The following is a 21,281-nucleotide window of genomic DNA, read 5'->3' on the forward strand; positions in this document are numbered from 1 at the left end:
AAAAAAAGCCGTTCAGTTTGCGCTGAACGGCTTTTTTGCTGGGGTTGGCAGATCAGGCCGACGGCGGCGGCACGTAGCCCGAAGCCTGGTCGGCGCCTTCACCAAAGAAGTACTTCTCGGTCTGCTTGAGCAGGTACTGGCGCGCACGCGTATCCGCCATGTTCAGGCGGTTTTCGTTGATCAGCATGGTCTGGTGCTTGAGCCAGCCGGCCCAGGCTTCTTTCGAGACGCTTTGCCAGATCTTCTTGCCCAGTTCGCCGGGCAGCGGCGGGAAGTCGAGGCCTTCGGCTTCCTTGTCGAGCTTGATGCAGTGGACCATGCGGGCCATGGGGATTCCTCTTGTGTGGCGGAAGCGCCGCTCTAGCGCGGCGCAGGTGCCGGTATTGTAAAGGCCGCACGCCGCCGGGCTCGGATTCCACGACGGCGCCCGGGGATTTACAGCTTCTTCATCAGCACCATCGAGCGCCGTTGCCAGTTGTACAGCTTGCGGCGGTCTTCCGGCAGATCATCCACGCTGGCGCGCACAAAGCCGCGCTTGAGGAACCAGTGCTCCGTCCGCGTGGTGAGCACGAACAACTGCTTGAGCCCCAACGCGCGGGCGCGAACTTCGGTGTGCTTGAGCAGGCGTTCGCCGTCGCCGGTGCCCTGGCTGTCGGGGGAGACGATCAGGCAGGCCATTTCAGCCATGCCGTCCTTCGGGTACGGATACAGCGCCACGCAGCCAAAGATGATGCCGTCGTGCTCGATGACCGAGAAGTTGGCGATGTCGCGCTCCAGCAGCCGGCGCTCGCGCGGCACCAGCGTACCGTCGGCTTCCAGCGGTTCGATCAGCGAGACGATGCCGCCCACGTCATCCAGCGTGGCTTCGCGCAGGTATTCCAGATCGGTGTGCGACACCATGGTGCCCACGCCGTCGTGCAGGAACAGCTCCAGCAGGATGCTGCCGTCCAGCGCAAACGGGATGACGTGTGCCCGGCGCACACCGCCACGCATGGCCTTGACGATGTGCTGCAGGTAATAGGCGGTGTCATGCGACAGGCTGCCGTCGCGCAGGCGCTCGATGGCCGTTTCCATCGACAGGTCCTGCTGCAGCTTGCCCACGCGGTCCATGATGCCCGGCAGCTCGGTGATGAAGATCAGCTTGTCGGCCTTGAGCGCCGTGGCGGTGTTGGCCGCCACGTCTTCCATCGACAGGTTGAACGCCTGCCCCGTGGGCGAAAAGCCCAGCGGCGAGAGCAGCACGATCTTGCGGTTGGCCAGCGAATGCTGGATCGACTCCGCATCGATCTTGCGCACCAGCCCCGTGTGCTGGAAATCCACGCCGTTGACGATGCCAACAGGCCGCGCCGTCACAAAGTTGCCCGACACGACCGACATGCGTGCGCCGGCCATCGGCGTGTTGGGCAGGCCCTGGCTGAAGGCGGCTTCGATGTCCAGACGCAACTCGCCCGAGGCTTCCTTGGCGGATTCCAGCGCGGCGGCGTCCGTTACGCGCACGCCATCCACGAACTGGGTTTGCACGTTGCGCAACGCGAGCTGTTCTTCCACCTGCGGACGCGAGCCGTGCACCAGCACGATGCGCATGCCCATGGCGTGCAGCAGGGCGAGGTCGTTGACCAGCCAACCGAGCATGTCGGCCTTGACCAGCTCGCCACCAAAGCCGATCACGAACGTCTTGTCGCGGAAGGCGTGGATGTACGGTGCCACCTCGCGCAGCCAATCGACGAACTGCCGCTGCTCGGCGGTGGGCGGAATCGGGGCGACGTCGACGGGGGCAGGCGTGTGCGCCACCAGCGAAACACCGGGGGCGGGGGCGGAGGAACGAGCGGTCACGGGCGGAGGAGGGAAAACGGCACGGGGCGCGGGCCGGCGCGAGGAAAGATGCGCGGATTATAATCCCGCCCGATGTCAGATTCCCATGCCCAGCCGTCCCGGCCACGCCCGGCGGCACCCTCCCCGAAATCGCCGAAAGACACCCTATCGCCCGAGCGCAAGCCCGGCGCTGGCAGTGGTGGAAATGGTCGTCCTCAGCGCCGCCCGAAACCGACGCCGGAAGAGCTCGCCGCCGCGCTGGAAGCCCGTCGCGCACGTGCCAACCGCGTCCCGCCAATCACGTTTCCTGAGGCGCTGCCGGTTTCGGCCCGTCGCGACGAGATTGCTGAGGCCATCGCCGCCAATCAGGTGGTGATCGTCTCCGGCGAGACCGGCTCGGGCAAGACCACGCAGTTGCCGAAGATCTGCTTGTCGATCGGGCGGGGTATCGGCGCGGGCGGTACCGGGTTGATCGGCCATACGCAACCGCGCCGGATTGCCGCCACATCGACGGCCAAGCGCATCGCGCAGGAGATCGGCACGCCGGTGGGCGAACACGTGGGCTATCAGGTGCGCTTTAACGATGCGCTGTCGGCCGGCGCGTCGGTCAAGCTGATGACCGACGGCATCCTGCTGGCCGAAACGCAGAACGATCCGCTGCTGCGCGCCTACGACACGATCATCATCGACGAGGCGCACGAACGCAGCCTCAACATCGATTTCCTACTGGGCTATCTGAAGCAGCTCCTGCCGCGCCGGCCAGACCTGAAGGTGATCATCACCTCGGCAACGATCGACGCGCAGCGCTTTGCCGAGCACTTTGCCGGGCCGAAGGGTCTGGCGCCGGTCATCGAGGTCAGCGGCCGGCTGTATCCGGTGGAGGTGCGCTACCGCCCCGTGCAGCGCGACGAGAAGGACAAGGAGCGCGATCTCTACGAGGCGATTGTCGATGCGGTGGACGAACTCGCCCGCGAAGGCTCCGGCGATGTGCTGATTTTCCTGCCGGGCGAACGCGAAATCCGTGAAGCCGCCGAGGCGCTGCGCAAGCACCATCCGGCGCATACCGAGATCCTGCCGCTGTTTGCGCGCTTGTCCGTGCAGGAGCAGGAGCGTGTGTTCCGCCCGTCCAACGCGCGGCGCATCGTGCTGGCAACCAACGTGGCCGAGACCTCGCTCACGGTGCCGGGCATTCGCTACGTGGTCGATACGGGGCTGGCACGCGTGAAGCGCTATTCGTATCGCAACAAGGTCGAGCAACTGCAGATCGAGCCGGTGTCGCAGGCCGCCGCCAACCAGCGTGCTGGTCGATGTGGTCGGGTGGCCGACGGCGTGTGTATCCGCTTGTACGAGGAATCAGATTTCATCGCGCGGCCGCGCTTTACCGATCCGGAAATCCTGCGTTCGTCGCTGGCGGCCGTCATCCTGCGCATGAAGGCGCTGCGGCTGACGGATGTTGAGCAATTCCCGTTCATCGAGCCGCCGTTGGGCCGAGCGATTGCCGATGGCTACCAGCTTTTGCAGGAGCTTGGCGCCGTCGACGACGAAAACGCGCTGACCCCGCTGGGCAAGCAGGTCGCCCGCCTGCCGCTGGACCCGCGTGTGGCGCGGATGATTTTGGCGGGCCGCGACCACCAGTGCCTGCGCGAAATGCTCATCATCGCGAGTGCGTTGTCCGTGCAAGACCCGCGCGAGCGCCCGCAGGAATTGCAGCAGCAGGCTGACCAGGCGCATCGTCTGTTTGCCGATGAAAAGTCCGAATTCCTCGGCTGGGTGAAGCTGTGGAAATGGTTTGAAGAGGCGGTCGCCCACAAGAAGTCGAACAAGCAGCTGCAGGACCAGTGCCGCTCGCACTTTCTCTCGCACGTGCGGTTGCGCGAATGGCGCGATGTGTACTCGCAACTGCATACCACGGTGGCGGAGCAGGGCTGGAAGCTCAATGAAACCGATCCGACCTACGAGCAGTTGCATTTGGCGTTGCTGACGGGGTTGCTCGGCAACATCGGCGTGCGTATCGAAGAAGCCGACGGCAAGGGCCGCGAATACCTCGGTGCACGCGGCATCAAGTTCTTCCTGTGGCCGGGCTCGGTCATTGCGCGCAAGGCGGGCAAGTGGGTCGTGGGCGGCGAGCTGATCGAGACCAGCCGCCTGTTCGGCCGCACGCTCGCGCGCATCGAGCCGGAATGGGTCGAGAAGGTCGGCGCACACCTGCTGAAGGTGTCGTGGAGCGATCCACATTGGGAAAAGAAGGCCGGCCAGGTGATGGCCTTCGAGCGTGGCACGCTGTACGGCCTGCCGATCTATCAGCAGCGCCGCGTGCATTTCGGGCCGATGCAGCCGAAGGAGGCGCGCGAAATGTTCATTCGCCGGGCGTTGGTCGACGGCGAGTTTGAGACGCGCCTGCCGTTCTTCACGCACAACCAGCGCCTGGTGCGCGAGATTGAAAACCTCGAACACAAGTCCCGCCGGCAAGACGTACTCGTGGACGACGAGCTGATCTACGCGTTCTACGACAGCCAGATTCCGGCCGACATCTACAACACCGTGTCGTTCGAGCGCTGGTATGCCGAGGCCGCCAACGCTAGCGGCAAGGCTGGCCAGAAACTGCTGTACCTGAATCGCGATGACCTGATGCGGCACGAAGCGGCCGGCATCACGACGGACCTGTTCCCGAAGGTGCTGCCGATTGCCGGCATCGATATGGCCCTGACGTACCACTTCGAGCCCGGCAGCCCGCGCGATGGTGTGACGCTCACGGTTCCGCTGTACGCGCTCAACCAGGTGCCCGCGCAGCGCGCCGAATGGTTGGTGCCCGGCATGCTCAAGGAGAAGGTACATCTGCTGCTCAAGAGCCTGCCGCAGAAGCTGCGCCGCCATTGCGTGCCGCTGCCGGATTACGCGGCGGGCTTCGTGTCGCGGGTGAAGCTGGGCGATGGCGACTTGCTCGACCGCCTGATCGCCGACGTACGCGAGCAGACCGGCATCATGCTCAAGCGTGCCGATTTCAAGCTTGAGACGCTGCCTGCGCATCACTTCATGAACTTCAAGGTGATCGACGAGCACGGTCGCCAGCTCGACATGGGCCGCAACCTGGCCCAGCTGCGTGCAGAACTCGGTGGACGTGCGCAGCAGACGTTCCAGTCGATCGCGGCGAAGGACGCAGCTGTCATTGGTGCGCAGGAGAGCGCCAAGCCGACCAAGAGCGCAAAGGGTGGAGGCAAGGGCGAGGCGCCGTCCAATGCGGCGCTGTATGCCGGTCTCACGACATGGAATTTCGGCGAACTGCCCGAGCTGCTGGAAATCCGCAAAGGCAACCAGACGCTGTTCGGCTATCCGGCTCTCGTCGATGCGGGTGACCACTGCGATGTGGAAGTCTTCGATGACCCGGCCGAGGCCACGCGCATTCACCGCCTGGGCCTGCGCCGGCTGTTTGCGATCCAACTGCGCGAGCCGTTGAAGTACCTGGAGAAGAACATCCCCGGCCTGTCGCAGATGGCGATCCAGTTCATGAACCTGGGCACGCAGGACGAACTGCGCGACCAGATTCTGGACGCCACGTTGGAGCGCGCCTGCCTGCAAGACCCGCTGCCCACCGACGACGCCAGCTTCGGCGCCCGCAAGGACGAAAGCCGTGCTCGCCTGACGCTGCTGGCGCAGGAGATTGCCCGGCTGGTCGGCGCCATCCTGGCCGAATACGCGCAACTGCCGCGCAAGCTGCAGATCGCCAAGCCATTTGCTGCCGCCGCTGCGGATATCGACGCGCAGCTTAAGACGCTGATGCACAAGCGCTTTATCGAGGCGACGCCGTATGCGCAGTTGACGCACTTCCCGCGTTACCTGAAAGGCATCGCCTTGCGCATCGACAAGCTCAAGGCCGACCCGGCGCGCGACGCGCAGCGCATGCAGGAGATGGCGCCGCTGATCCAGCAATATCAGCGCGCCGAGAAAGCATTGCGCGTGCAAGGGCAGGGTGGCAGCGACCCGCGCATGGAGGAATTCCGCTGGATGCTGGAGGAGTTGCGCATCGCCCTGTTTGCGCAGGAGTTGCGCACACCGGTGCCGATGTCGGTCAAACGGTTGCAGAAAGTATGGGAATCGATGCAGCGGTAGCCCGCCGTGCATTGCTGGGCGCTGGGAAAGTTCCCACTTTCTTTTTTTGATTTGTGTCAGCGACGCCATAACAGCGGGCGTTAAAATGGCTGGCTAAGTTGCTGAATCTTCTCGCTATGTCTGCCTCGCGCGCCTCGTTTGCCTCCCGTTGGTTCTCCACACTCGTTCTGTCGGCCGCTGCCCTGATGGCAGCGCATGCGGCGCGTGCTGAAGTCGTCACTGTGCTCAACTCGGGCGACGCCAGCGTCTCACTGATCGACAAGGACACCCGCAAGGTGCTGGAGACCTTCCCGGTCGGCAAGGAGCCGCACCACCTGATTGCCACGCCCGATGAAAAGTCGCTGATTGTCGCCAACGCCGTCGGCAACGATCTGGTGTTCCTTGATCCGGTCACGGGCAAGATTCAACAGCGCGTGCCCCGCATTGATGACCCGTACCAGATCGGCTTCTCGCCTGACCAGAAGTGGTTCCTGACCACCGGCAACCGTCTGGACCGCGTTGATATCTATCGTTGGGACGGTCACGCGCTCACCATCGCCAAGCAAATTCCGGCCGCCAAGACGCCGAGCCACATTGCCTTTACCGCCGACAGCAAGATCGCGTTCATCACCGTGCAGGATTCCAACGAGGTGATGGCCATCGATCTGCCCACGCAGACCGTGATGTGGCGCATGACCATCGGCTCCGCGCCGGCCGGCGTGTGGGTCACGACGGATCAAAAATACCTGCTGGTTGGTATGACGGGCGCCGATTACGTTGAGGTGATCGACTGGCATACCCGCACCAGCGTCAAACGCATCCCGACCGGCAAGGGCGCGCACAACTTCCGCGCGCTGGGCGACAAGCGCCATCTGTTCCTGTCGAACCGCGTGTCGGGCACGATCAGCATCATCGACCAGCAAACGCTGACCAAGGTGGGCGACATCACTGGCCTGCCGCCCGGTCCGGACGATATGGAGTTGACCGCCGACGGCAAGCAGCTCTGGGTGACCTGCCGCTGGGCCAAGACGGTGGCCATCGTCGATGTGGCAAGCCGTACGGTGGTGGACAAGATCAAGGTCGGGCGCTCGCCGCACGGCATCTACTTCCGTTCGCGCGCTCCACTTATCTAACGCGTGGCGGCCATGAAAACGGGTCTGTCGATACTTCGCACGGCGGCCGCTACGGCAGCCCTGGGGCTGTGTGCGCTGGCCATGGCGGCGCCTGGCGGCGTGAATGCCGGCGCCTGCAAGGGCACCGTCTACCTGACGTTCGACACCGGCAGCATGAGCCAGGCGCAGTTGATTGCCGACACGCTGCGCCGCCACCGCATTCACGCCACGTTCTTCCTCGCCAACGAGAAGACCATCCACGGCGACAGCACGCTGGATGACGGCTGGGCACCGTACTTGAAATCGCTGGCGGCCGATGGTCACGCCTTCGGTACGCACACGTTCGATCACGTCTACTACAAGGGTGAGGCTGGCGCCGGCAAGGTCCGCTTCCGCCCGCAGTTTGGCGAGCAGGGCGGCCGCAACGTCGTCTGGGGCGAGCCCGAATTCTGCTCAGAACTCAAGCGCAGCGCCGAACGCTTCAAGGCCATGACTGGCCAGCCGATGGACCCGCTGTGGCGTGCGCCGGGCGGGCATCTGTCGGCCACCACCGAAGGCTGGGCCAAGCAGTGCGGTTTTGCCCACGTGGCTTGGGCGCCCGCCGGTTTCCTCGGCGACGAATTGCCGTCCGAGCGCTATCCGAACGACGCGCTGCTGCAAAAGGCGCTGTCCAACCTGCGCGATGGCGACATCACCATGGCGCACCTGGGCATCTGGTCGCGCAAGGACCCGTGGGCGCCAGCTGACCTGGAGCCGCTGATCACGGGCCTGGAGCGCAAGGGTTTCTGCTTCGCCACGCTGCGCGATCACCCGCAGTACAAGGCCTGGTTTGCCGCTCACCCGGCAGCCCGTTGAATGTTCGCCATGTTCGACTGGATTTCCGACACCTTCACGCAAGCGCAGGATGTGCTGTTTCAGCACATCGTGATGCCGCTCACCTATGCGATTGGCCTCGGTGGCTACGTTGAAGATGCGTACCCCGGCACTGAATGGCTGTTGATGGGGCTGGTGCAGATCGCCGTGTTGCTGCTGGTTCTGCGGCCGCTGGAGCGCTGGCGCCCGGTGGAGCCGATGCATGACCGAAAGGCCGTGCGCTCGGACATCTTCTACACGTTGTTCCATCGGCTCGGTTTCTTCCCGCTGCTGATGTTCTTCACGCTGCAGCCGCTGATCGACGACCTGGACGGCAAGCTGCGCTTCTGGGGCTGGGCACACCTGAACGTGGAAGACTGGTGGCCGGGCGTCACGTCGGTCGCCATCGTCAGCTTCCTGATCTACCTGGTGCTGTTCGATCTGCTCGACTACTGGTACCACCGCCTGTCGCACAAGTTCCACTGGTGGTGGAACCTGCATTCGCTGCACCACAGCCAGCAGCAGATGACGATGTGGTCGGATGACCGTAACCACATCCTCGACGATGTGCTGCGCGGTGCGGTGTTCGCCATCGCCGCGCTGGCCATCGGGGTTGAGCCGTCGCAGTACGTGCTGCTGGTTGCTGTCTCGCAATTGCTGCAAAGCTTGCAGCACGCCAATGTGCGGCTGCACTTCGGCTGGCTGGGTGAGCGGCTGCTGATCTCGCCGCGCTTTCACCGGTTGCACCACGCCATCGGCCTTGGGCACGAGGTGCCGGGCAAACCGGGCGTGCTGGGTGGCTGTAACTTCGGTGTGCTGTTCCCGTGGTGGGACATGCTGTTTGGCACCGCCATCTTCTCGCCGGACTATCACGCCACCGGCATCCGCGATCAGCTGCCCGCGCCGCAAGGCCGTTCGCGCGACTACGGACGCGGCGTGCTGCGCCAGCAATGGCTGGGCTTCAAGCGTCTGATCGGCCGCGCCTGAGGGGCAGTCTGCACGGCCTGAGACGGTGCCGGCAGCATGTCGGCCTGCTGTGCTAGGCTGTCCGCTCCCTGATTTTCCGACTCCTGCATGAACGACCTGATTCGCTCGTTTGGCCGCGCGCTGCTCTCCCAACTGCATCCGCGCATGTTGTTCCTGACCGTGCTGCCGTTTGTTGTTGCCATCGTGGTGTGGGGCGCCGTCCTGTACTTCGGCTGGGATGCGATGAACGGCATGGCGCGGGGCGCCGTGGAAAGCTGGGCGTTTATGGGCTGGATCAAGAGCGGTCTGGGCGCCATCGGCATGTCGGGTTTGTGGTCGGCCATCGCGCCGCTGCTGGTCATCACACTGCTGGTGCCGGTGATCGTCGTGTCGATCCTCGTTTTTGTGAGCGTGACGGCGGTGCCGCCGGTCATGCGTTTTCTAGATCGCAGCTACCCGCAGCTGGAGCGTCGCAAGGGCGGTTCGGTGGTGGGCAGCGTGATGCATGCGCTGCTGTGCACGCTGGTGTTCATCCTAGTGGCGATCGTCACGCTGCCGCTTTGGCTGATTCCGCCGTTCTTCGCATTGATCCCCCCGTTGTTGTGGGGCTGGCTGACTTACCGCCTGATGACCTACGACGCGCTGGCCGATCACGCCACGCCTGAAGAGCGCCGGGCGATCATGCAGCGCTACCGGTTGCCGCTGCTGGGCATCGGCATTGCAGTCGGCATGCTGGGCTCGGCGCCCACGCTGCTGTGGGTGTCTTCGGTGGTGACGATCGTGCTGTTCCCGATCATCGCCATCGCCGTCATCTGGCTGTATGTGCTGATTTTCATCTTCTCGGCGCTATGGTTTGGACATTTCTGCCTGCGTGCGCTCACACGCTTGCGCGCCGAGGCGCCACCCGCACGCATGGTCGAGGCGAGCGTCATCGACGTGCAGAGCATCGAACTGCCCCGCGAATAACAAGGACTGACATGGCTTTCGGCATGATCATCATCGGCGACGAGATTCTCTCCGGCCGCCGCGAAGACAAGCACCTGCGCAAGCTGATCGAAGTGCTGGGCGAGCGCGGCCTGGCTCTGGAGTGGGCCGAGTACGTTGGCGACCAGCCCGCGCGCATCACCAGCGTGCTCAAGCGCACGTTCGCCAGCGACGACGTGGTGTTTTGCACCGGCGGCATCGGTGCTACGCCTGATGACCACACACGCCAATGTGCTGCCGCCGCGCTGGGCGTGCCGCTGGAATTGCATCCTGAGGCGCGTGAGCTGATTGCGCAGCGCATTGCCGACACGGCTGCTGGCGACCCGGTCAAGGCCGATCTCACCACGCCCGAGAACCAGCACCGTTTCAAGATGGGCGAGTTCCCGCAGGGTGCGCGCATCATTCCGAACAGCTACAACCGCATCCCAGGCTTCTCGGTGGCGCATCACCACTTCATGCCGGGCTTTCCGGTGATGGCGTGGCCGATGATGGAGTGGGTGCTCGACACCTACTACGCCGATCAATTCCACCGCGCGCCGCGCGAGGAGCGCTCGTTCCTGGTGTTTGGCTTGCCGGAGTCGAGGCTGACGCCGCTGATGGAGCGCATCGAGGCCGAGTTCGATGGCGTGAAGGTGTTCAGCCTGCCCAGCGTGGGCGATGCAGCGCGCGGCGAGCGCTATGCCCGCTCGCACATCGACCTAGGGGTGAAGGGTTCGCCCGAAGCCGTGGCGCGCGCCTATGTGGTGCTGCGCGAAGGCGCGCTGGCGCTGGGCGGCGAGATCATTGAGGCGGACGCCGCAGCGGCGTCCTGATCGTCTCGAAATCCGTGGACGGCTTATGCGCCGTGCCACGGCAAGCCGCGGAAGCACCAGCCTTCCACCGTCTTGCGATGGCCTTCGCTGTCCTTGGCGCCCTCAAAACCTTCCAGCACATCCATCGCCAGCGTGTAGCCGGCCTGTGCGGCCGCTGCGGCGGCGTGCTTGGAGCGCGCTGCGCTTCGGCACAGGAACAGCACCGGCACGTCCTTCGGCACGGCCGCTTCCAGCGCGCTGAGGAAGTTCGCGTTGCGCACGCCGCCCGGGTACTGGTTCCACTCCACGTGTGTGAACTGATCGGGTGCCACGTCGGGCGTACCGACCCAGTCCAGCTCAGCACGCGTGCGCACGTCCACCAGATGGGCTTGCGGATCGGCCGCGAGCAGGGCGGCGGCTTCTTGCGGCGACAGGGCGCCGAAGTACTGGAGCTGGTCGGCCTCGCGGCGGGCAGAGGCCGCTTCCAGCAGGGACTCGCGGGTGAGTGTGGTGGCAGTCATGGCAATCGGCGAAAGGGAAAGCAACCATTCTAGCGTTGCCGTCACATGATGCGGGTGGAATTCACCGGAACGGTGCGAAGGCCGTTGGTGCGCACTTAAGTGGTGCCGCTCTGGTTTTCGTGCACCATGTCTGTGCGTTGGCTATCCTGCCTGAACAGCGGGGCTCCTGTGTGGCCGATTCCGACCACGCTGTCTGCACCGGCGTCTTGATGCCGTCGCACCGTGTCAGGCATGGGCTGGCGCGGTGCTGCACTATTTGCGGGAGCACATGCCCGTCATCGGGGTGACACTGGCATGCTTTCTGCTAATATTCCCGCGGTCTTTTCCAGGGCGTTTGGCGGTGCCGGACGTCCCTGGCGAGAAGAAGATGTTTCGGGGGTGAGGGCGATCGCAGCGATCCGTCACACAACCGGCTCACAATACTTTGCGTTATTGCGCTACCAGGAGAATGGCATGTCCCAAAGCATTGCAGACGTGATGAAGCTCGTGAAGGAAAACGACGTCAAGTTCGTCGATTTCCGTTTCACCGATACCAAGGGTAAAGAGCAGCACGTCTCGGTTCCCGTCTCGCATTTCGACGAAGACAAGTTCGAAAGCGGCCACGCATTCGACGGCTCGTCGATCGCCGGCTGGAAGGGCATCGAAGCGTCGGACATGCTGCTGGTGCCGGATGCAAACACTGCCCACGTCGACCCGTTCTACGAAGAGCCGACCCTGGTGCTGACCTGCGACGTGGTCGAGCCGTCGGACGGCAAGGGCTACGACCGCGACCCGCGCTCGATCGCCAAGCGCGCTGAAGCCTACCTGAAGAGCACTGGCCTGGGCGACACCGCCTACTTCGGTCCGGAACCCGAATTCTTCATTTTCGACGGCGTGACCTGGAACGTCGACATGCAAGGCTGCTTCGTGAAGATTCAATCCGAAGAAGCGCCGTGGTCGTCGGGCAAGGAATTCGAGCACGGCAACTCGGGCCATCGTCCGGGCAAGAAGGGCGGCTACTTCCCGGTTGCGCCGATCGACACGTTCCAAGACATGCGCTCGGAAATGTGCCTGATTCTCGAATCGCTGGGCATTCCGGTTGAAGTGCACCACCACGAAGTGGCTGGCCAAGGCCAGAACGAAATCGGCACGAAGTTCAGCACGCTGGTGCAACGCGCCGACTGGACCCAACTGCAAAAGTACGTGATCCAGAACGTCGCGCACACCTACGGCAAGACGGCCACGTTCATGCCGAAGCCGGTCGTGGGCGACAACGGTTCGGGCATGCACGTTCACCAGTCGGTGTGGAAGGACGGCCAGAACCTGTTCGCAGGCAACGGCTACGCTGGCCTGTCGGAATTCGCGCTGTACTACATCGGCGGCATCATCAAGCATGCTCGCGCGCTGAACGCCATCACCAACCCGGGTACGAACTCGTACAAGCGTCTGGTGCCGGGCTTCGAGGCTCCGGTCAAGCTGGCCTACTCGGCACGTAACCGTTCGGCTTCGATCCGCATTCCGTACGTTGCGAACCCGAAGGGCCGCCGTATCGAAACGCGTTTCCCGGATCCGCTGATGAACCCGTACCTGGGCTTCTCGGCCCTGCTGATGGCTGGTCTGGACGGCGTGCAGAACAAGATCCACCCGGGCGAAGCTGCCGACAAGAACCTGTACGACCTGCCGCCGGAAGAGGATGCAAAGATCCCGACCGTGTGCGCAAGCCTGGATTCGGCTCTGGAGCACCTGGATAAGGATCGCGAGTTCCTGACCCGCGGTGGCGTGTTCTCCAACTCGATGATCGACGCCTACATCGAGCTGAAGATGGAAGAAGTCACGCGCTTCCGCATGACCACGCACCCGATCGAGTTCGACATGTACTACTCGCTGTAATGCGCGAGCGCCCCGATCGATGTGTCGGGGCGAAGAGACGGTTGTGAGGGGAGGGGCGGCGTAGGTCGCCCTTCCTTTTTTGCGGGGCGGAATTTTGTGGCTAGAATGATCGTCCGCCGGATTCCGGCGCCCGATCGACGTTTCGCCAGGTTCCATTTCATGCTCCGTCCTTCTTCACGCATTGCATCCGGACTGCTTTCCGCCGTTGCAGCGTTTGCAGCGTTGTCCGTGCAGGTGCCCGCGCACGCGGACGATGTCTACCTGTGCAGTGGCCCGAACGGCGTGCCGGAATACCGCAACAGCGGCAACACGAAGGGCTGCAAGAAGCTGACGCTGCCCGATGTGGTGACCGTGCCTGGTACGCGCAGCCCGCGCAGTGCAGGGGCTGCACCGGCGCCGGCGCAGAGCAATGCAAGTGGTGGCTTCCCGCGTGTGGACAGCGCCACGCAGAAAGCGCGTGACGGTGAACGCCGCCAGGTGCTGGAAACAGAGTTGGCAGACGAGGAGCGCAAGCTCCAGGCGTTGAAGGCCGAATACAACAACGGCCAGCCCGAGCGCCAGGGCAATGAACGTAACTATCAGAAGTATCTCGACCGCACCGCGCAGTTGAAGAGCGACATCGAGCGCAGCCAGGCCAATGTCGATTCCATCCGCCGGGAGTTGGGCAACCTCAAGGAGTAACCGAGTGATGCGTCGACTGATCCGCAAAGCGGCACGCCGCGATGACCAGGAACAGACGACGCCCCCCGCGCCGTCAGTCCCCGCGCGCCAAGATATTTCCGACGGCGGCAGCATTGATGGTCCGCCGCCCATTCCGTTTTCTCATGGTGCACCGCCGTCCTACCCCGGGCTCGATGCGGTGCCCAATCCCATCCTCTTCGTCCGCCATCCGGCGCTGACGATCTTCTACGCCAACCCCGCCGCCGAAGCCGTACTGGCCGTGTCCCGCCGGCAACTGGTGGGGATGTCGCTGCATGAGCTGTTTGCTGAGCCGTCGGAGCTGGCCGAGATGATCGCCACCGTGGCGGTCCGCCAGTTCGATGCCAAGCGGCGCGATGTCTCGCTCGACAGGCTGGGTCATGAGCCGTTGCACGCGCATGCGGTGGTGGGTGCTATCGACTTTGCGCCGGGTTCCGTGCTGCTGGAGTTGATGCCCAATGAGCAGAAGATCCGCAGCGAGCGCGAAGAGCGCCTGCTGGACCTGACCGCCGCCAACAAGGAGCTGATCCGCAACCTCGCGCATGAGATCAAGAACCCGCTTGGCGGGATTCGCGGCGCGGCGCAGTTGCTGGAGTTCGAACTGCCCGAGCGTTCACTGCGCGAGTACACCCAGGTCATCATCAAGGAGTCCGACCGGCTACAGACGCTGGTGGACCGTCTGCTGGAGCCGCACCGGCATCCGCACATCGTGGGTGACGTGAACATCCACGAGGTGCTTGAACGCGTGCGCTCTGTGGTGCTGGCTGAGTTTCCGCAGGGTTTGCGCATCGTGCGCGATTACGACGCCAGCCTGCCCGAGTTCCGTGGCGACAAGGAGCAGCTCATCCAGGCCGTGCTCAACATCGTTCACAACGCGGCGCACGCGTTGGCGCATCGCATTGCACAAGGTGACGGCGAGATCGTGTTGCGCACACGTGTTGCACGACAAGTCACGATTGCAAAACGTCTTTACAAGCTGGCATTGGACTTGCATGTAGTGGACAACGGTCCTGGGATTCCGGACGACATCCGCGAACGCATCTTCTTCCCGCTGGTGTCCGGACGGGAGGGGGGGAGCGGGCTGGGCCTGACACTCGCGCAGACCTTCGTGCAACAGCATGACGGTCTGATCGAGTGCGAGAGCAGGCCGGGACAGACCGATTTCCGCATTCTTGTGCCGCTGCACTGACGCTGTATTTGGCGCACGCAGCGTACAAGGACCCAGGCAAAGACGAAGTCAAGCAGACGAACCAACACATGAAGCCAATCTGGATAGTCGACGACGATCAATCCATCCGCTGGGTCCTTGAAAAAGCGCTGGCACGCGAGAGCCTGCTGTCGCGCAGTTTCACCAACGCGCGCGATGCGCTCAATGCGCTGGATGAAGAAACGCCGCAAGTGCTGATTTCCGATGTGCGCATGCCGGGCGGTTCGGGGCTGGACCTGCTGCAGGCGATCAAGGCCAAGCATCCGGGGCTGCCGGTCATCATCATGACCGCGTATTCCGACCTGGATAGCGCTGTGGCGGCATTCCAGGGCGGTGCCTTCGAATACCTCGCCAAGCCGTTCGACGTGGATCGCGCAGTCGAGTTGATCCGTCGCGCGCTGGAAGAAAGCCTGCGTGAAGAAGAGATCGACGATCGCCTGAGCGATGCGCCCGAGATTCTCGGCCAGGCGCCGGCCATGCAGGACGTGTTCCGCGCGATTGGCCGTCTGTCACAGTCGAACGTGACAGTGCTGATTACCGGGGAATCGGGCACGGGTAAGGAACTGGTGGCCCGCGCGTTGCACAAGCACAGCCCGCGTGCGAGCGGCCCCTTTATCGCGCTGAACACGGCGGCGATTCCGAAAGACCTGCTTGAATCGGAGTTGTTCGGTCATGAGCGCGGCGCCTTCACCGGCGCGCAGACCATGCGCCGCGGCCGCTTTGAACAAGCTGAGGGCGGCACGCTGTTCCTCGATGAAATCGGCGATATGCCGTTCGATCTGCAGACGCGCCTGTTGCGCGTGCTGTCAGATGGGCACTTCTATCGCGTGGGCGGCCACAACCCGCTCAAGGCCAACGTGCGCGTCATTGCGGCCACACACCAGAACCTGGAAACGCGCGTCAAGGACGGCCTGTTCCGCGAGGACTTGTTCCACCGCCTGAACGTGATCCGCCTGCGTCTGCCTGCGCTGCGTGAACGGCCGGAAGACATCACGCTGCTGGCGCGCCATTTCCTGCAGAAGAGTGCGAAAGAGTTGGGCGTCGAGCCCAAGCGGATGTCGGACGACGCGCTGGCACATGTTGCCACGCTGCCGTTCCCGGGCAACGTGCGCCAGCTCGAAAACCTCTGCAACTGGCTGACCGTGATGGCGCCGGCGCAGACCATCGAGATCAAGGATCTGCCGTACGACCTGGTACGAGGTAGCGCGCAGGCGCTGCCTGCTGCCGCCGATGCTGGAGCGGTACGGCCAGTGTTTGTCGGGGAGCCTTCGTATGGCGGTGAGCCGTATGGCGCTGGGCTGTCGAGCGACACGCTGGCCACGACTGCTGCAGGCGCATCGGCCTCCGCAGTCTGGGAACGCGCGCTCGCGGGCGAGGCCAAGGCCATGCTCGAAGCCGGTCAGCCGGATGTGATGGACGCGCTTACGCGCCGCTTCGAAAAGGCGATCCTCGAAGCCGCACTTGGCGTGACACGCGGGCGTCGCGTGGAAGCCGCCACCCGCCTGGGCATCGGCCGCAACACCATCACGCGCAAATTGCAGGAGCTGGGCTTCGACTGACGCAATGTCAGCACAGCCGGCCCCACCGAATATCGTCGAGCTTGGCGATTGGGATTGGGCGGATTTCCGAGAGGGGATCCGCCCTCTTTTTTTGCCGGGGCTGTGCCGCGCTTAGTGCAGGTGGTGCTTCAGGCGCGACAGCTCGTCGTGCGTGCGCATGACGGCGGCGTGCACGCTGTGGTCGATCTTGCCGGCGCTTTGGCATGCCATCTTGGCGCGGTCCGACGCGGCTTCCAGCTGGTCGACGGCCTGCACGAGTGCCTGCGTATCCCGGGTGTTCTCCAATGGCATGAGCGGCTCCTATCGGGTGGACATCAGATGGGAAGGGAGCGCTGCATGCCACGCAACCGCCGTTTGCACCACAATGAGGCGTGTGCGTGACGCGAATCGGTGCGGCGCACTAACGTGGCGCAAGCAGCGTGCCGCGTGCGCGCACCGATACGTGAGGGGAGTGGGAAGAAACCTGAGAAATGGCTGATGAACGGCTGACTGCCGCCCGCTGTCGTTTGAGCCGGGCGGCAGTGTCTCAGCCGCGCGGGGCGGGAAGCGCCGGCGCGCGTGCCCCAAGAATGCGCTCGGCCACTTCTGCAAAACCGCCGCCGCCTTCGGCCGCAGTCAGGTAGGCGGGCGGCATGGGTAGCGTGTCGATCACGTCCAGCACGTTGGCCACACCCACCGAGAGCGGGAAGAACTCGAACATCGCCGCATCGTTGGCGGAGTCGCCCACGAACACCCAGCGCTCGCGCTCGTCATGCAGGTCGATGCCGAATGCGCGGCGGGCGAGTGCCACGCTGGCGCTCAGCTTGTCGTGTTTGCCGAACCAGCCGTTGACGTGGATGGAGCTGACAGTCGCATGCATGCCGTGCGTTCGCATGATGTCGACGATGTGCTTCACGGCGTTTTGCGGCAGCGGCGGGACTTGCTCGGCATGATCGACGGCCAGGTCGGCAGCGTGCCAGGCCTGGTCGGTCGCCAGCGCCGAGCCCGGCACCGCACGCATGACCTCCGCACCGATCTCGCGGATGCGTTCAAGGTTGCGCGCGCGGGTCTGCGCGTCGTCGACGAAATCGGTGGTCAGGTGTCCGCGCGAGTCAATGCGCATGGCAAATGCGCCGTTTTCACCGATCACCGCATCGACCGGCCACAGCCGCGTAATGACCTCGCACCAGGCAATCGAGCGGCCGGTGACCGGCACGACCTTGATGCCCGCGCGGTGCAGCTGCTCGAGCGCGGAGTACGCCTGGGCGGGCAGCTTGCCGCGTGTGGTGAGCGTGCCGTCCACGTCGGTGAACACGCCGGTGATATTGCGCAGCGCATCATCCGGCAACTGTTGCAAGGCGAGCGGTACGCGTCGCGCGGCAATGACGGGCGCGGATTCGGGCGAATCTGCTGACGGCGGCGTAGTAGGAGAGGTCGGGGGGGCGAGCATGCTGCGTGTGCAAAAAGGGGTGGCTTCAATCCATTCTAACGGCGGTTGCAAGCCAAACCTTGGAGGGAATTCCCAATTTCTTTATGACAAAAAGACACGTAACATCCCGCTGTCATAAAAATGACCGACCGTGCCTATACAGTCGGCGCGCCGTGGGCGGAGCGAGGGAGCCCGCCGGGTCGAAACCAGGAGAAATGATGTCGATCAAGAAGATTGCGGGGGCAGCGGCAGTGCTGGCCGCGTGTACGTTTGCGCAAGGCGCGTACGCAGTGACGGAAATTCAATGGTGGCACTCGATGGAAGGCGCCTTGAACGACAAGGTGAACGAGATCGCCACCAAGTTCAACGCCAGCCAGTCTGACTACAAGATCGTGCCGGTCTACAAAGGCCAGTACGACGAATCGCTGGCGGCGGGCATTGCGGCCTTCCGCGCCGGTAATGCACCGGCCATTCTGCAGGTGTTTGAAGTGGGCACCGCCACCATGATGAACGCCAAGGGCGCCATCGTGCCGGTGGCCAAGATCATGAAGGACGCCGGCGAGAAGTTCGACCCGAAGGCCTACGTGCCGGCCGTGGCGGGCTACTACACGTCGAACAAGGGCGAGATGCTGTCGTTCCCGTTCAACAGCTCGACGACGATCATGTATTACAACAAGGACGCCTTCAAGAAGGCCGGCCTTGACCCGAACAAGCCGCCTGCAACGTGGCAGGAAGTGGCCATCGATGCGGCCAAGCTGAAGGCGGCTGGCGTGCCGTGCGGCTATACCACCGACTGGCAGTCGTGGGTGCATCTGGAAAGCTTCTCGGCCTGGCACAACGTGTCGTTCGCCACCGAGAACAACGGCTTTGGCGGCGCAAAGGCACGCCTAAACTTCAACGGCCCGGTCCAGATCAAGCACATCGAGAACCTGCTCGACATGCAGAAGAAGGGTTACTTCACCTACGCCGGCCGCAAGGACGAGCCGAAGGCGAAGTTCATCGCGGGTGAGTGCGCCATGCACACGGGTTCGTCGGCGGCGCTGGCGAACATCCGCAAGAACGCCAAGTTCAACTTCAGCCCGGCGCCGCTGCCGTACGAGGCTGGCGTGGCAGGCGCTCCGCAAAACACCATCATCGGCGGTGCTTCGCTGTGGGTGATGGGCGGTCACAAGGCTGAGGAATACAAGGGCGTGGCGAAGTTCTTCACGTTCCTGTCCCGTCCGGACGTGCAGGCAGATTGGCATCAGTCGACTGGCTATCTGCCTGTCACGCTGGAAGCCTATGAGTTGACGAAGAAGTCGGGCTTCTATGACAAGAACCCGGGCGCCGATGTGGCCGTCAAGCAGATGATTGTCAAGACGACGGACAAGTCGCGCGGCATCCGTCTGGGCAACTTCCCGCAGATCCGTCAGGTGATCGACGAGGAGCTGGAATCCGTCTGGGCCGGCAAGAAGCAACCGAAGGAAGCGCTGGACACGGCTGTATCGCGCGGCAACGAGCTGCTCGTTCGCTTCGAGAAGACCGTCAAGGAATAAGCGCGGCATTGCGCTCGTCGTCAACCGCCGGCCTAGTGCAACTGCACCGGCCGGCGGTGCGTTTTTGGAACGTCGTATGGAAAAACGCGTTGTCTTTCGATCGCGCTGGCTGCCGTATGTGCTGGTCGCCCCGCAGATCGTCATCACCCTGGTGTTCTTTTTCTGGCCCGCGGGCCAGGCGCTGTATCAATCGTTGCTGCGCCAGGACGCCTTCGGCATCAACCTCGAGTTTGTCGGGCTCGAGAACTTTCACGATCTCTTTGCCGATCCGACCTATCTCGGATCATTCGAGACCACCGCGCTGTTCGCCATTGGCGTGGCCTTCGTGGGCTTGGGCACCTCATTGGCGCTGGCGTACTTTGCGGATCGCGCGCTGCGTGGCGCCACGTTCTACAAGACGCTGCTGATCTGGCCGTATGCGATCGCACCGGCTGTGGCCGGCGTGCTGTGGAGCTTCCTGTTCAACCCGACGCTGGGCATCGTCTCGTTCCTGATCCACAAGATGGGCGTGGAGTGGAACTACGTGCTCAATGGCGAGCAGGCGCTGTTCCTGGTCGTCGTCATCGCGGCGTGGAAGCAGATCAGCTACAACTTCCTGTTCTTCCTGGCGGGGCTGCAGAGCATTCCCAAATCGCTGATCGAAGCGGCGGCCATTGATGGCGCCGGGCCGTGGAAGCGCTTCTGGTCGATCATCTTTCCGCTGCTGTCGCCCACCACGTTCTTCCTGATGGTGGTGAACGTGGTGTACGCGTTCTTCGACACCTTCGCGATCATCGATTCGGTCACGCAGGGCGGTCCGTTCAAGGCGACCGAGACACTGGTGTTCAAGGTGTACCAAGATGGCGTGCGCGGGCTGGATATTGGCGGGTCGGCGGCGCAGTCGGTGATCCTGATGGGCCTGGTGATCGTGCTGACGATCGTCCAGTTCCGCTATGTTGAACGCAAAGTCCAATACTAAAAGGAGGGCAAAGAACCATGATTGAACGCCGTCCATTCCTGGACTTCCTGACCCACGTCGTGCTGATCCTGGGCGTGATCATCGTGGCGTTTCCGGTGTATGTGGTCTTCGTTGCGTCGTCGTTGACGGCCGAAGATGTGCTGCAGGCACCGATGACGCTGATTCCCGGTCCGCATCTGATCGAGAACTACCGTACGGTGCTCACGCAGGGCATGGGCAACTCGGCCACGCCGGTTGGCACCATGCTGATGAACAGCCTGATCATGGCGCTGGGCATCTCGCTGGGCAAGATCGCGATCTCCATCATCTCGGCTTTCGCGATCGTCTATTTCAAGTTCCCGCTGCGCAAGACGTTCTTCTGGCTGATCTTCGTCACGCTGATGCTGCCGGTGGAGGTGCGCATTCTGCCCACCTACAAGGTGGTGTCGGATCTCGGCATGCTGAATAGCTACGCGGGGATGACGATTCCGATCATTGCGTCAGCCACGGCCACGTTCCTGTTCCGGCAGTTCTTCCTGACCATTCCCGATGAGTTGGCCGAAGCCGCGCGCATTGATGGTGCAGGCCCGCTCAAGTTCTTCTGGGACGTGGTGCTGCCGCTCTCGCGCACCAGCATCGCGGCGCTGTTCGTGATCCAGTTCATCTACGGCTGGAACCAGTACCTCTGGCCGTTGCTGATTACGACCGAGAAGAGCATGACCCCCATCGTGCTGGGTGTGACCCAGATGATCTCCCGCTCCGGCGATTCCGCCACCGACTGGAACCTGCTGATGGCCGTTGTGATGCTGGCCATGCTGCCGCCTGCGGCAATCGTGATCGGCATGCAGCGGTGGTTCGTGAAGGGCCTGGTGGAAACTGAGAAGTAAGCGAGAAGTAAAAGAATAGAAGACTCAAGATGGCAAAACTGTCTCTACGCAACGTT

The 21,281-nt window shown here is 63.4% G+C and carries 18 protein-coding genes; 13 read left to right on the forward strand and 5 right to left on the reverse strand.

Annotated elements, in window-relative coordinates:
• Positions 1–52: 52 nt before the first annotated feature.
• The gene (locus C404_RS39120) at positions 53–328 is read right to left on the reverse strand and encodes an oxidative damage protection protein (RefSeq protein ID WP_021194215.1); all 276 of its coding nucleotides are present in this window, start codon (positions 326–328) and stop codon (positions 53–55) included.
• A 107-nt stretch (positions 329–435) separates the two neighbouring features.
• Entirely contained in the window at positions 436–1,791 is a 1,356-nt protein-coding gene (argA, locus tag C404_RS39125) for an amino-acid N-acetyltransferase (RefSeq protein WP_021194216.1), read from the reverse strand.
• A 114-nt stretch (positions 1,792–1,905) separates the two neighbouring features.
• Between argA and hrpA the strand changes: the two genes are divergently transcribed.
• The 6 genes from hrpA to C404_RS39155 all read left to right on the forward strand — a co-directional run bounded on the left by hrpA (position 1,906) and on the right by C404_RS39155 (position 10,624).
• Complete coding sequence (hrpA, locus tag C404_RS39130; RefSeq protein WP_021194217.1) at positions 1,906–5,919, forward strand: ATP-dependent RNA helicase HrpA; 4,014 nt, start codon at positions 1,906–1,908, stop codon at positions 5,917–5,919.
• 116 nt (positions 5,920–6,035) lie between these two features.
• Entirely contained in the window at positions 6,036–7,031 is a 996-nt protein-coding gene (locus C404_RS39135; RefSeq protein WP_021194218.1) for a YVTN family beta-propeller repeat protein, read from the forward strand.
• 12 nt (positions 7,032–7,043) lie between these two features.
• Complete coding sequence (locus tag C404_RS39140) at positions 7,044–7,865, forward strand: polysaccharide deacetylase family protein (RefSeq protein WP_021194219.1); 822 nt, start codon at positions 7,044–7,046, stop codon at positions 7,863–7,865.
• A gap of 9 nt (positions 7,866–7,874) precedes the next feature.
• A complete protein-coding gene (locus C404_RS39145) occupies positions 7,875–8,849 on the forward strand; it encodes a sterol desaturase family protein (protein WP_031329184.1) in 975 nt (324 codons plus the stop codon).
• Between the two features lie 87 nt (positions 8,850–8,936).
• Complete coding sequence (locus tag C404_RS39150; RefSeq protein WP_021194221.1) at positions 8,937–9,794, forward strand: EI24 domain-containing protein; 858 nt, start codon at positions 8,937–8,939, stop codon at positions 9,792–9,794.
• A gap of 11 nt (positions 9,795–9,805) precedes the next feature.
• Positions 9,806–10,624 carry a competence/damage-inducible protein A gene (locus tag C404_RS39155; RefSeq protein ID WP_021194222.1) on the forward strand — a complete coding sequence of 273 codons (819 nt, stop codon included), beginning with the start codon at positions 9,806–9,808 and terminating at the stop codon, positions 10,622–10,624.
• A gap of 23 nt (positions 10,625–10,647) precedes the next feature.
• Here the strand turns inward: C404_RS39155 and C404_RS39160 are convergent, their stop codons facing one another.
• Entirely contained in the window at positions 10,648–11,124 is a 477-nt protein-coding gene (locus tag C404_RS39160; RefSeq protein ID WP_021194223.1) for a rhodanese-like domain-containing protein, read from the reverse strand.
• A 453-nt stretch (positions 11,125–11,577) separates the two neighbouring features.
• Here C404_RS39160 and C404_RS39165 point away from each other — a divergent pair, with 453 nt between their 5' ends.
• The 4 genes from C404_RS39165 (at position 11,578) to ntrC (ending at position 16,458) form a co-directional block, all read left to right on the forward strand.
• Entirely contained in the window at positions 11,578–12,993 is a 1,416-nt protein-coding gene (locus C404_RS39165) for a 3-hydroxylaminophenol mutase (protein WP_021194224.1), read from the forward strand.
• A gap of 159 nt (positions 12,994–13,152) precedes the next feature.
• A complete protein-coding gene (locus C404_RS39170) occupies positions 13,153–13,674 on the forward strand; it encodes a hypothetical protein (protein WP_031329186.1) in 522 nt (173 codons plus the stop codon).
• A 7-nt stretch (positions 13,675–13,681) separates the two neighbouring features.
• Entirely contained in the window at positions 13,682–14,881 is a 1,200-nt protein-coding gene (gene glnL, locus C404_RS39175; protein ID WP_021194226.1) for a nitrogen regulation protein NR(II), read from the forward strand.
• A gap of 68 nt (positions 14,882–14,949) precedes the next feature.
• Positions 14,950–16,458: a nitrogen regulation protein NR(I) gene (gene ntrC / locus C404_RS39180; RefSeq protein WP_031329187.1), complete on the forward strand. Its 1,509-nt coding sequence runs from the start codon at positions 14,950–14,952 to the stop codon at positions 16,456–16,458.
• Between the two features lie 111 nt (positions 16,459–16,569).
• On the opposite strand, the gene C404_RS60645 is transcribed toward ntrC, so the two are convergent.
• Positions 16,570–16,749 carry a hypothetical protein gene (locus C404_RS60645; RefSeq protein WP_021194228.1) on the reverse strand — a complete coding sequence of 60 codons (180 nt, stop codon included), beginning with the start codon at positions 16,747–16,749 and terminating at the stop codon, positions 16,570–16,572.
• Between the two features lie 235 nt (positions 16,750–16,984).
• The gene (locus C404_RS39190; RefSeq protein ID WP_031329188.1) at positions 16,985–17,887 is read right to left on the reverse strand and encodes an HAD-IIB family hydrolase; all 903 of its coding nucleotides are present in this window, start codon (positions 17,885–17,887) and stop codon (positions 16,985–16,987) included.
• 197 nt (positions 17,888–18,084) lie between these two features.
• Between C404_RS39190 and ugpB the strand changes: the two genes are divergently transcribed.
• The 3 genes from ugpB (at position 18,085) to ugpE (ending at position 21,225) form a co-directional block, all read left to right on the forward strand.
• Entirely contained in the window at positions 18,085–19,401 is a 1,317-nt protein-coding gene (gene ugpB / locus C404_RS39195; protein ID WP_031329190.1) for a sn-glycerol-3-phosphate ABC transporter substrate-binding protein UgpB, read from the forward strand.
• Positions 19,402–19,477: 76 nt separating this feature from the next.
• Positions 19,478–20,359 carry a sn-glycerol-3-phosphate ABC transporter permease UgpA gene (gene ugpA, locus C404_RS39200; protein ID WP_021194231.1) on the forward strand — a complete coding sequence of 294 codons (882 nt, stop codon included), beginning with the start codon at positions 19,478–19,480 and terminating at the stop codon, positions 20,357–20,359.
• 17 nt (positions 20,360–20,376) lie between these two features.
• A complete protein-coding gene (ugpE, locus tag C404_RS39205; protein WP_021194232.1) occupies positions 20,377–21,225 on the forward strand; it encodes a sn-glycerol-3-phosphate ABC transporter permease UgpE in 849 nt (282 codons plus the stop codon).
• Positions 21,226–21,281: the final 56 nt, after the last annotated feature.

This window comes from Ralstonia sp. AU12-08, from assembly GCF_000442475.1.
GTDB classification, from domain to species: domain Bacteria; phylum Pseudomonadota; class Gammaproteobacteria; order Burkholderiales; family Burkholderiaceae; genus Ralstonia; species Ralstonia insidiosa.